We start from the raw sequence: 12142 nt of genomic DNA, 5'->3' as shown, positions 1-12142 counted from the left end.
ACAAATACAAAATGCCAGCTTTAAAACTTGAAGACGAAGCAATTCCATATTTACTAAAATATCGTTGGAGCGGAAACATTCGTCAATTGAGAAATGCGGCCGAACAAATTTCAGTTTTAGAAACCAAACGTGAAATTAATTTGCAAACTTTGATGTCCTATCTGCCTCAAGATGGAAGCCATTTGCCCAGTGTAATTAAAGACAAGAAAAGCGAAAGCGATTTTTCTACAGAACGTGATATTTTATACAAAGTATTGTTCGATATGAAAAGTGACTTGAACGATTTAAAGAAATTGACATTAGAATTAATGAAAAATGGTTCTGCCAAAGTACAAGAAATCAATACTAATTTAATTCAGAAAATTTATGGTCAAAAAGAAGATACACCAACCGAATTTGAAGAAGAACCGCGAAATAATTCTATAAATAATCAATCGTCAGATGAGGAACAAGAAGAATTTGACGATGAAGATGATACTAATGATTACCTATTTGCAGAAACAGTTGAAGAAGAAGAAATGCTAAGTTTAGAAGCTAAAGAAATAGAATTAATTAAAAAATCGCTAGGCAAAAATAAAGGCAAACGAAAAGCTGCTGCTGATGAATTAGGAATTTCTGAACGTACATTATATAGAAAAATAAAACAATACGATTTGTAAATACTTACAAAATCATTAACAATTATTGAACTAAAAAAATATATCTTTGACTTCTTAATTGACTATTAAAATTGATAATAACCTAAATGAATAAATATATAAAATACATTTTATTACTTTCAACTATTTTAATTATAAATGGTTGCAGTGTAAAATATGGTTTTACTGGCGCAGGAAAAATTGATGCAAAAACGTTTCAAGTAAATTATTTTCAAAATAATGCCAACTTAATCGAACCTGGAATTGAGCGAACATTTACACTTGCATTACAAGATATTATTCAAAATCAAACCAACTTAAATTTAACAAATACCGAAGGCGAATTATTTTATGATGGTGAAATTGTAGATTATAATTTTTCGCCAATGAGTGCAACTGCCGATCAAAAAGCAGCGCAAACTCGGCTTACTGTTGGAGTAAATGTAAGATTTGTTAATAAAAATAAAGAAGTAGATAATTTTGAAAAACGTTTTTCATTTTATTATGATTACACAGGAACAGATCAATTGGTTGGTTCAAAATTGTCTGTTGCATTAGACGAAATTTTTACAAGAATTACACAAGATATTTTTAACGAATCATTGGCGAAATGGTAATGAGGTTGAAGATGGAAGATGGAAGATGGAAGTTGGAAGATGGAAGATGGAAGTTGGAAGTTGGAAGTTGGAAGTTGGAAGTTGGAAGATAGTAGACTATATATTAAAAATAAAAAAATTTCAAAAAATAACTCAAAAAAATAATTGTAATTCAAATTTTAATTTAACTTTGCATTTCAAAGTACTTTTAATTTAATAAATTTAAAATGAAAAACAATCTGGAATTATTTAAAAACTACATCCAAAAAACAAGTGTAAAAGTTAGTATTGGAGTTACCATTTTTAGTACATTAATGCTTATAATTTCTTTATTAGGAATTCAATTTAACAATGAATCTATGAGTTCGTTGTGTATGTTTAGCTTAATTATAGAGTTTATTTATGGAGTTGATATAACTTATAATTTATTAAAAAACAGAGAAAAATATTTACATTTAATTCCATTTTTATTTTTAAATTGGTTTATTGGATGCTTTTGCACCAATATTTTCATCAACATTTTCGAAAATTTACCACTTTGGGTTTATGGAATTACTTTTCTGTTTTGTTTCACTAATTTTTTTATTTACAGTAAGTATAAAAGTAATTTCATCACTCCTATTTCTTATTTAGTAAATGGATTTTCGTTTTTACTAATTCTTTACTATGCCATTTATTTAATACCATTTGCTCCAATATCTTTTATTGGAATAATTGCTTTAGGTATGGGATTTTATGGTTTGGCTCCAATGGTTGTGCTTATTGTTCATACAATTACATTATCAAATTTACTTTTTAAAGATAGAAAAAATTCAATTTATTTTTCAGTAGGAATTACAATTGTTTTACTAAGTTTATTTCTTTTTACATTAAAATTGAACATTGAAAGTGAAAATTTAAGTAAAAATGATGTTACTAAATCATTTGAAAAAAACAATGTCGATTTACCAACTTATATTACTGTTTCACAAAATTTAAAACCTTCATTTTTTAATGAAATTCTTCTAAAGAAAGATATTGTATACATCGCTACAGATGATTTTTTTAGATTTAGAGGATTTGAATCGTTTGGAAGCAAGCAATATAACGAAAGAAAAACGCACAATCCGTTTATAAATGTTGCTTATTTATTTACTAAGAATTTGAATTTAAGTGCAGATGATAGAATAAATATTTTAAAATCAAATTTTGATAAACGTTTAGAAACCGAAGAACAATTGTGGAGTGGTTCTGATTTATTTACTAAAAACATAAAAGAAGATGTGAAAATTTATGCAGATAATAGATTGGCATATACTGAAATTACAATGGATATTGCTTGCGAAAATGAATCTTGGGGACAAAAAGAAGCTATATATTCTTTTCAATTGCCAGAAGGTTCAGTTGCAACTTCGCTTTCGCTTTGGGTTGATGGAATAGAACGAAAAGGAGTTTTAACAACAAAAGAAAAAGCACAAGCAGCTTACAAACAAATAGTTGCTGTTGAAAGTAGAGATCCATCATTAATGCAATGGAAAGAAGGCAACAAAGTTGTAGTTAGAATTTTTCCGATAACTTATAAACTACCACGAACTTTTAAATGTGGTTTTACAACTCCGTTACAAGTTGATGGTAATGAAATGAAATACCAAAGTTTGAATATAAAAGGTCCAAATATTTCTAATGCAATAACTATTTCTAGAATTCAAATGGTTGGCGATTCTAAGTTTACAACTGATAAAGATTTTAATTTAAAAAATGGTTTTTATGTAAATGAATCAACAGGATTAGCCGATTGGAATGCAACTATTCCATTAAAAAAAGAATTTAATTTGAATTCTTTTGTATGGAAAGATAAAGTATATGAAGTAAAACCAATAGAAAAAAAAATTATTCCGTTTACACCAAATGAGATTGTTTTAGATTTAGATAGTAATTGGACATTAAACGAAGTGAAAACTATAATTACGTCTACATCAAAAAAGAGTTTCGCCTTTTTAAACAATGAAAAACTAGCAATAAATTTAAGCAATTACGAAACTATTTTAGATAGATTTGAAAGTTTACATTACTCATTATTGCCACTTTATAAACTAGAAGAAAACAGTTTAGTTGTTACAAAATGCGGCACATTTTCTGCTAATTTTGAAGAACTTGAAACCTCTAATTATTTAAAAAAGATTAAATTAAATGCTAAACAAAAGCAGATAAAAGTTATTAATATATCTGAAAATATAAATCCTTTTTGGCAAACAATTAAAGAACAGAAATATGCCGAATTTATTTCGACAAATTTAAAAGATTGCATAGATTTAATTTCTAAAAATAAATATATTTCCTTTAAAAAAGATGATAATTCAGTAAATATTGAGCCTGCAAATATTTGTATAAAAGAGAATTTAAAAACAGAAACTTCTAAAAATAATGGTACGAATCATATCTTTAGAATGTATGCTTTTGGAAAAGTATTAGAAGAACAAATAAAAATTCAAGAAGATAGTTTGGCAAATAATCCTTATGTTGATTTAGCAAAACAAGCCAATATTGTTACTCCTATTTCATCATTAATTGTTTTAGAAACCGATAAAGATTATGATGATAATGGAATAGAAAAAAATGTTGATACACTAGGAAATGCATCTATAAACAATGATGGTTCTGTTCCTGAACCTTATGAATGGATTTTAATAATTGTGGCTATGAGTTTGCTGTTGTTTTATTATAAAAACCATAAAAAGCAGGTTGCATAATGAAGAACTTTCTATCCCAAAACAGAATAATTATCATTTCAATAGCATTAATTTTACTTGTTGCTATGAACTATAATACAGTTGTTTTTGGTCTTGATAGTGACTTTTTTGGGATATTATTCTCTGTAATATTATTTATAATTGGTGGTAGAAAAACAAATTTTAAAATTAGTTATCTCTTAATTTTCTTATTAGTATTATTTGAATTTGTAAGTTACAGATTGCATACTAAATCACTACATTTTTTATCACTTGCACTTTTTGTATGTTTGATTTACTATAGTTTTACGAGAAAATTTTCGTTTATAGCATTTATTTGTATTCTAATGTTCTCTACTATTTTCAATAAATTTTTTGAGCATTTAACTACCGAAATTAAACAAACATTGTGCTATACTGTATTTTTATCCTTAAAGAATTTTATAACAATTGACAAAATTGAAGGTGTAAATTTTTATATTAAAGGAGCAAAAATAACAATAGACACAGCTTGCATGGGTTTGTCTATGTTTAAAACTGGATTGTTAACTGGTGCGTTATTATTGACTTTGGAAGAGAAAAAACAACAAAAATATTTTGGAATATTTCAAATACTATTGTTTTGCTTTTTTATTATTTTGTTGAATGTTATTTCTAATTATTTTAGAATTTTACTGTTGGTATTGATGCAATGTACTAAAGAAAATGTACTTCATCATACTATTGGAATTTTATGTTTTACAGTTTATCAAGTTATTCCGATGTTGGTTATAATTCGGTATTTTAAACCTAAGATTTTAGAAGTGCAAAATGCAAATAACAAAACAAATTTTTTACCAATTGTTATTAGTTTCTGTATTGTTTTTATAACTACAATAGAAATGAAAAACGAAATCAACTTTGATGTATTAGACAATCAAAGCTTGAAGTATACTATTAAAGACGGAAAATGGATAAACGATGAAGTATTTAAAATTGAAACTAAAAATAAATTAATTTACATTAAAACGCCATCACACAAACCATTGATTTGCTGGACTGGCGATGGTTATAAAATAATTGAATCTAAAGAAATTATGGTAAATAACGAAAAAGTTTGGTTTAATATTATGGAGAAAAACAATGCTAAATTTTATTCTTATTGGTGGTATGAATGTGGTAATAAAAAATACACTTCTTTTATTGAAGTAATGTTGATGAAACTGATTTATAACAAACCAATTAGATTGATTAATGAAATTGTTAAAGTTTAAAAAAGCCCAACAAATTAAAATTTTGTTGGGCTTTTTGAGATATAGTTTATGCTTATTTACATTAGTTTTTCAATAATCATTTCTTCTGTAATTCCTTCGGCATCGGCTTTGTAATTTTTAATAATTCTGTGACGCAGAATTCCTGTTGCTACTGCTTTTACATCTTCTATATCTGGAGAGAATTTTCCGTTAAAAGCTGCATTGGCTTTGGCTGCAAGAATTAAATTTTGTGATGCTCTTGGTCCTGCACCCCAATCTAAATAATTTTTTACATATTCGTTAGAAAGTGGATTGTTTGGTCGTGTTTTAGAAACCAATGTTACTGCATATTCTATTACGTTATCTGCAACTGGTACACGACGAATTAGGTCTTGAAAATCTATTATTTCTTGTGCTGTAAATAACGGATTTATTGTTTGTTTTATATTGGAAGTAGTTGTTTTTACTACTAAAACTTCTTCTTGAAATGAAGGATAATCTAGTTTGATGGCAAACATAAAACGGTCTAATTGTGCTTCTGGAAGTGGATATGTTCCTTCTTGCTCAATTGGGTTTTGGGTTGCTAGTACAAAGTAAGGTAAATCTAATTTATAGTTTTCACCTGCAATTGTTACTGATCGTTCTTGCATTGCTTCTAGTAAAGCTGCTTGGGTTTTTGGTGGCGTTCTATTAATCTCGTCGGCAAGAATTATATTTGAAAATATTGGTCCTTTTATAAATTTAAAGTGACGGTTTTCATCTAGAATTTCGCTTCCTAAAATGTCTGATGGCATTAAATCTGGTGTGAATTGAATTCGCTTAAAATTTAATCCTAACGCTTGCGATATTGTATTTACCATTAAGGTTTTAGCCAATCCTGGCACACCAACTAGTAGTGCGTGTCCGCCAGAAAATATGCTTAAAAGTATTTGATCTACTACATCGTCTTGACCAACGATTATTTTTGAGATTTCTTTTTTTAATTCTAATCTTTTTTGAACTAGATTTTTTATTGCTGTTACGTCTGACATTTTATATTAGATTTCAGATATTAGATATTTTGTTTTTAACGAATGTAGTGTTTTTATTCGAAACTAAAAATGCGATACACTTTGTCTTTTAGCCCTGATTGAAGTGAAAAGCTTGCGATTTTATCGCAACTTGAAACGGAAAGCAGGAAAATGGTTTGTAAATAAAAACTACTGATTCGCTTCTGATTACTTCAAAATTCGTAATGATTTTATTTTTTTAACCAATTATCACTATAATCGCAGTTTTTGTATTCTCCGTTTATCTTGATGTAGGTTTCTTTAATTTTTTCGTCGGTCCATTTTGTAATGGCCTTGATTTGCTTTTCTTTTAGTGCAATTTCTTTAATTTTGATAAAATCTTTGCTGTAATCAGCAACGTGCTCGTCGATGCGATTGGTTACAGTAATTATTTTGAATTTTTTACCTTCTTTTGGGTCATCGTTAAGAATTACAGATGATATTTCGCCATTTTTAAGGTTAGAAACTTGGCTATAAAACTCTGGATCCATCTTGGTTAACTCGAAATGTGTGTCTTGCGTTTTTGGATTTATAAGCGTTCCGCCATTGTTTCTAGTCTCTTTTTCGTCTGACATTGTTTTGGCTGCTTCTTCGAAAGTGATTTCTTTATCTTGAATTCTTTTTTTAATTAATTCAATTTTTTCTTTGGCATCTTTTAACGATTGTTCTGATACTTTTGGCATTAAAAGTATGTGACGCAATTCTAAATCTTGACCTAGAATTTTTTCGACTAATATAATATGATAGCCAAATTCGGTTTCAAATGGTTCTGAAATTTCGCCTTCTTGAAGAGAAAATGCAACGTCTTTAAACTCTTTTACAAAGCCAGTTCGTTTGTTTATTTTGTAAAAACCACCTGTAGATGCTGATCCTCTATCGTCGGTGTAAATTACAGCTCTGGTTTTAAAACTTGCACCATCAAGAACTTCTTGACGAATTTGTTTTAATTTATCTATAACTTTTTGCTTTTCTTCTGCTGAAATTTTGGGTGTTATTACAATTTGTGCCACTTCTAGTTCTGCTCCAAATGTTGGTCGTTCGTTTTCTGGTATTTTTTTAAAGAAATTTCTAGTTTCTTCTGGTGTTATTTGAATTTCGCCAACAATTTTTTGCTGCATATCATTGGCTAATTTTTGCATTTTTAGAATTTCAAACAACTCGGTTTTTAATTCGTCTTCGGTATTTTTCTTAAAGTATTGAACTACTTTTTTAATATCGCCAAGTTCTCCAATCATATAACTCAATTGTTGCTCCATTTTTTCTTTAACTTCTTCATCTTTAACGATTACCGAATCTTGAATGGCTTGGTGTGCAAACAATTTATCTTTTAAAAGTGTACTTACCATTTGACAACGCGTAATGTCTTTTACTGAATTTCCTTGACTTGTAATTTCTAAAAAAGCTTTGTCAATATCTGAATCTAGAACGCTATAATCGCCAACTGTGGCAATAATTCCGTCAATTTTTTGTCTTTTAAATGGTTTTACAGAATCTTTTTTTACTTCTTGCTCTTTTATAATTTCTTGCGAATTTGCAAAACTTACAAAAAGTAATACTAATGCTAAAATTGTATTTTTAATATTGAATTGAATATTCATTAGTGTAATTTATTTCTTAATTTGGTTTTTTACTCTTTCAAAAACATCTTGATTTACTTTTACAGTAAACTCTTTCTTTAATTCATTAACCCAGTTTTGCTCTAAATATTGCTGGTAATCGTTAATTATTTTTCCTTTACATTCATCAAAAGTTTTATTTGCAGCAGGAATAATTGTTTCAATTTTAGTTACAAAGTAATAGTCGCCTTTTTTAGTAATGTCTGATATTCCTACTTCCATTTTAGTATTTGCTGGTAAAGCATCTGCGCCTTCTTCATAAGTATTTTCAGATGTCATAACATTTACAACTTCTTTGGTATTAAGTTTGTCTTTAATTTCTTGCGATGTTGCATTTTTCTTTAACATATCTAACGCTGATTTAACAACATCCATTTTAGTGGAAGAAATTATAACTGCTTTTGCTCTAGTTTTCCAAACGTGTTTGCTTTTTTGAGTTTCATAAAATGATTTTAAACCCAAAGTATCTGTTTTAGAACGTTGCCAAATTTCTTTTTCCATTAAATCGAAAAGTAATAATCCGTCACGATATTCTTCCATAACTGATGCAAATTCTGGAAAATCGTTTTCTAAATTATCTGTATAATATTGATTTAATTGTTCGTCTACAAATTTTATATACAATTTATCTACCAATTTATCTACTGGTTTAGTTGCTTCGCCAGATTTTTGTTGCAATTTTATGTAGTTTAAAAAATCGGTTCCAGTAATGTCTTTTTTCTGGATAGAAAATAATTTAGAATTTGTATTTTTTAAATCGGTTGGCACTTCCCATTTACCCTCATAAAAATCATTTGTAACTGCTTTTACTGCATTACCATACACTTTATTGTCTCTTTTTATTGCATATTTTTTTCGCAATTTAGTAGTTAACGAATTGGTAATTAATCTTGAACGATCGTCTTTACTTACTTTGTTTTCAAGTTCTACCTTAGATTCTTCTAATGTTTTTATTGGAAATTTATCAATTAATTTTACTATATGCCAACCAAACTTTGATTGAAACGGACTAGAAACCGGATTTTCTTTAGTTAAAGCAAAAGCTCCATCTTCAAATTCGTTAGAACTTAATTGTCCAGATCCAAATCTATTTAAAACTCCACCTTTAGATGCAGATGATTTATCATCAGAAAATTGCTTGGCTAATTCTTCAAAGTTTTCGCCTTGCTGCAATTTTTTATAAATGTCTTCAATTTTAGTTTTTGCAACTTCTTTATCTTCGCCATCTTTTGGGTTTACTACCATTATATGAGCAACAGCAATTTCGCCTCTATTGTTTCTAATATCGTTAACTTTTATTAAATGATATCCAAATTTTGTTCTTATTGGGTTAGAAATTTTGCCTACTTGAGTTTTATACGCAGCAGATTCAAAAGCATAAACCATTCTAAAACTACTAAAATATCCAAGATTTCCTTTGTTTTCTTTGGCAGATGGATCTTCTGAAAGTTCTTGAGCAAGTTTGTCAAAATCTTCACCATTTAAAAGTCTTTTTCTAATGGCTTCTACTTTGTTATAAGCAGTTAAAGTATCTTGAGGTGATGCATTTTCATCGGCTAAAATTAAAATATGCGACGCATTAATTTCTTTTTTAGATCTTTCATAACCTTCATTTACAAGTTCTTTTGTAACTTTAGAATCTGTTGTATAATTTTTAGAAAGTTGCGTACGATAACTTTTTAACTCTGTTTGGTATTGTGGATTGTCTTGTAAATTTAATTTATTGGCTTTAGTAACTTTTAACTTGTAACCAACAAATAACTCAAGATATTGATTCAAATCTTTTTGAGATTCGTCTTTAACTAAATCTAGATTTTTATTGTAAACTCTAGTAAATTCATCTGTATAATAGGGTTTGCTATCTACAGTAAATAAAATTTCTTTAGCGTTTTTTTGAGCACTTGCAAAAAAACTAAAGGTTAACAAAAATCCTAAAAATACTTGCTTCATATAGTATAAAAATTATTTTTAATAGTTAAAATAAAATTAATTGGTTGTAAGATTGATAATTATGGCTATCTGTTTTTTACAATCAACAAAAGTAACAATTCAATAGTATTATACAAGTATAAGGTTTACTATTAACAAAAATTTATTAACACAAATAGTGAATATATGCCGTTGAAAAATTGGTATGAATTAGTTATTTGGTTAATAAATAGTATTTTTGCAATCCATTATAGAAATTATGAGTTTTTTAAAAGAAATACAACGTAGAAGAACATTCGGAATTATATCACATCCAGATGCTGGAAAAACCACTTTGACTGAAAAGTTATTACTTTTTGGTGGTGCAATTCAAGAAGCTGGAGCTGTTAAAAACAACAAAATTAAGAAAGGTGCTACGAGTGACTTTATGGAAATTGAACGCCAAAGAGGAATTTCTGTATCAACTTCGGTTTTAGCATTTATATATAAGGACAAGAAAATTAATATTCTTGATACACCAGGACACAAAGATTTTGCAGAAGATACTTTTAGAACCTTAACTGCTGTTGATAGTGTTATTGTTGTAATTGATGTTGCCAAAGGTGTAGAGGAACAAACAGAAAAATTAGTTTCGGTATGTAGAATGCGAAAAATTCCGATTATCGTTTTTATCAATAAGTTAGATAGAGAAGGAAAAGATGCTTTTGACTTGATGGATGAAGTAGAGAAAAAACTTGGTTTACATGTTACACCATTGAGTTTTCCTATTGGAATGGGATATGATTTTCAAGGAATTTATAATATTTGGGAGAAAAATATTAATTTATTTAGTGGTGATAGTAGAAAGAATATTGAAGATACTATTGCAATATCAGATATTGAAAGTCCTGAATTAGAAAAATTAATTGGAGACAAACCTGCTGAAAAACTTCGTGAAGAATTAGAATTAATTGATGAAGTATATCCAAAATTTGATAGACAAGAATATCTTGATGGAAATTTACAACCAGTGTTTTTTGGATCTGCATTAAATAATTTTGGAGTTAGAGAATTACTTGATTGTTTTATAGAAATCGCTCCTTCGCCAAAAGCTAAAGAATCTGACACAAGATTAATTAATCCTGAAGAAGAAAAATTATCTGGATTTGTTTTTAAAATTCACGCCAATATGGATCCTAAACATAGAGATAGATTGGCATTTATTAAAATTGTATCAGGAACATTTGAAAGAAATAAACCTTATTTACATGTTAGATTAAATAAAAGTTTAAAATTTTCTAGTCCAAATGCTTTCTTTGCTGAGAAGAAAGAGATTGTAGATATTTCTTATCCTGGAGATATTGTTGGACTTCACGACACAGGAAATTTTAAAATTGGAGATACTTTAACGGAAGGAGAAATTATGAGTTTTAAAGGAATTCCAAGTTTTTCTCCAGAACATTTTAGATACATCAATAATGCTGATCCAATGAAAGCTAAACAATTGGACAAAGGTGTAGATCAATTAATGGATGAAGGTGTAGCGCAATTATTTACACTTGAAATGAATAATAGAAAAATTATTGGAACTGTTGGAGCACTTCAATATGAAGTTATTCAATACAGACTTGAACATGAATATGGTGCAAAATGTACTTATGAAAATTTTCCTGTTCACAAAGCTTGTTGGGTTAAACCAGACGATGCAAAAAGTGAAGAGTTTAGAGAATTTAAAAGAGTTAAGCAAAAGTTTTTAGCTCACGATAAATACAAACAATTAGTATTTTTAGCCGATTCAGATTTTACAATTCAAATGACACAAAGTAAATATCCAAGTGTTAAATTATTTTTTACGTCAGAATTTGATTAACATTTTTAAATCATTGTAAAATTAAATCTACAACAACTTAATTTATACCCAATTATATAAATTATTTAAAAAATGAAACTATATTTACAAACTGAAATTAATTGCATTATGAAGAATATCGTTAAAATTGGAATTTTTACATTTATTTTGTTATCTAACTTTATTGTTTTTGCACAAGGTGACGATGATGAAGGTGGTGGTTTAGAAGGAAATGATCCTGCTCCAACACCTATAAATGGAAAACTTTTATATTTAGGAATTGTAGGAATTATTTTTGCTGTCTATAGTTTTAAAAAGTATAAAATATTTTTAAAAAATTAATTTATTTAATTTTTAATTTGTTATAACAATTGTATTAAATATACAATTGTTTTTTTTTGCTTAATAATTAAAATGGTAATGTGGTCAAAAATAGTTTTTGGTTTATAAAAAAACCTCCTCAATTACTTGAGGAGGTTTTATCATTATTAAAGTTGTTACAACTATCTTTTTATCACTCGTAGTGTTTGTGTATCGCTTGCTTGG

The 12142-nt window shown here is 27.8% G+C and carries 9 protein-coding genes; 6 read left to right on the top strand and 3 right to left on the bottom strand.

All coding sequences use genetic code 11. The features are described from left to right. The 4 genes from ACH2BC_RS14005 to xrtN form a co-directional block, all read left to right on the top strand. Positions 1-659: helix-turn-helix domain-containing protein (locus ACH2BC_RS14005; RefSeq protein WP_395054698.1), on the top strand; the 659-nt coding region annotated here is incomplete at its 5' end. 86 nt (positions 660-745) lie between these two features. Continuing rightward, positions 746-1255 carry an LptE family protein gene (locus ACH2BC_RS14000; RefSeq protein WP_395054696.1) on the top strand — a complete coding sequence of 170 codons (510 nt, stop codon included), beginning with the start codon at positions 746-748 and terminating at the stop codon, positions 1253-1255. 206 nt (positions 1256-1461) lie between these two features. After that, on the top strand, positions 1462-3963 hold the full coding sequence (locus ACH2BC_RS13995) for an XrtN system VIT domain-containing protein (RefSeq protein ID WP_395054694.1): 2502 nt from the start codon (positions 1462-1464) through the stop codon (positions 3961-3963). Continuing rightward, positions 3963-5195, top strand: a complete 1233-nt coding sequence (xrtN, locus tag ACH2BC_RS13990) for an exosortase N (RefSeq protein WP_395054692.1) — start codon at positions 3963-3965, stop codon at positions 5193-5195. Before ACH2BC_RS13995 ends, xrtN begins: the two co-directional genes overlap by 1 nt. A 56-nt stretch (positions 5196-5251) precedes the next feature. Here xrtN and ACH2BC_RS13985 read toward each other — a convergent pair whose 3' ends face one another. The 3 genes from ACH2BC_RS13985 to ACH2BC_RS13975 all read right to left on the bottom strand — a co-directional run bounded on the left by ACH2BC_RS13985 (position 5252) and on the right by ACH2BC_RS13975 (position 9789). Further along, positions 5252-6205 carry an AAA family ATPase gene (locus ACH2BC_RS13985; protein WP_395054690.1) on the bottom strand — a complete coding sequence of 318 codons (954 nt, stop codon included), beginning with the start codon at positions 6203-6205 and terminating at the stop codon, positions 5252-5254. Between the two features lie 209 nt (positions 6206-6414). Beyond that, positions 6415-7821: a peptidylprolyl isomerase gene (locus ACH2BC_RS13980; RefSeq protein WP_395054688.1), complete on the bottom strand. Its 1407-nt coding sequence runs from the start codon at positions 7819-7821 to the stop codon at positions 6415-6417. A 9-nt stretch (positions 7822-7830) separates the two neighbouring features. Further along, complete coding sequence (locus ACH2BC_RS13975) at positions 7831-9789, bottom strand: peptidylprolyl isomerase (protein ID WP_395054686.1); 1959 nt, start codon at positions 9787-9789, stop codon at positions 7831-7833. A gap of 238 nt (positions 9790-10027) precedes the next feature. On the opposite strand from ACH2BC_RS13975, the gene ACH2BC_RS13970 reads away from it, so the two are divergent. Continuing rightward, entirely contained in the window at positions 10028-11617 is a 1590-nt protein-coding gene (locus tag ACH2BC_RS13970) for a peptide chain release factor 3 (RefSeq protein WP_395054700.1), read from the top strand. A 108-nt stretch (positions 11618-11725) separates the two neighbouring features. After that, complete coding sequence (locus tag ACH2BC_RS13965) at positions 11726-11938, top strand: hypothetical protein (RefSeq protein WP_395054684.1); 213 nt, start codon at positions 11726-11728, stop codon at positions 11936-11938. The last annotated feature ends 204 nt before the right edge of the window (positions 11939-12142 follow it).

It is taken from the genome of Flavobacterium sp. (genome assembly GCF_043760115.1).
Taxonomy (GTDB): Bacteria; Bacteroidota; Bacteroidia; order Flavobacteriales; family Flavobacteriaceae; genus Flavobacterium.
The sequence above is the reverse complement of the archived record's forward strand: the minus strand, read 5'-3'. Positions and strand labels throughout refer to the sequence as shown.

What these genes read in the sequence shown, in the direction of transcription:
- ACH2BC_RS13980 (WP_395054688.1), bottom strand. Translation starts at nt 7,821, where the DNA reads ATGAATATTCAATTCAATATTAAAAATACAATTTTAGCATTAGTATTA.
- ACH2BC_RS13975 (WP_395054686.1), bottom strand. Translation starts at nt 9,789, where the DNA reads ATGAAGCAAGTATTTTTAGGATTTTTGTTAACCTTTAGTTTTTTTGCA.
- ACH2BC_RS13965 (WP_395054684.1), top strand. Translation starts at nt 11,726, where the DNA reads ATGAAGAATATCGTTAAAATTGGAATTTTTACATTTATTTTGTTATCT.
- xrtN (WP_395054692.1), top strand. Translation starts at nt 3,963, where the DNA reads ATGAAGAACTTTCTATCCCAAAACAGAATAATTATCATTTCAATAGCA.
- ACH2BC_RS13985 (WP_395054690.1), bottom strand. Translation starts at nt 6,205, where the DNA reads ATGTCAGACGTAACAGCAATAAAAAATCTAGTTCAAAAAAGATTAGAA.
- ACH2BC_RS13970 (WP_395054700.1), top strand. Translation starts at nt 10,028, where the DNA reads ATGAGTTTTTTAAAAGAAATACAACGTAGAAGAACATTCGGAATTATA.
- ACH2BC_RS14000 (WP_395054696.1), top strand. Translation starts at nt 746, where the DNA reads ATGAATAAATATATAAAATACATTTTATTACTTTCAACTATTTTAATT.
- ACH2BC_RS13995 (WP_395054694.1), top strand. Translation starts at nt 1,462, where the DNA reads ATGAAAAACAATCTGGAATTATTTAAAAACTACATCCAAAAAACAAGT.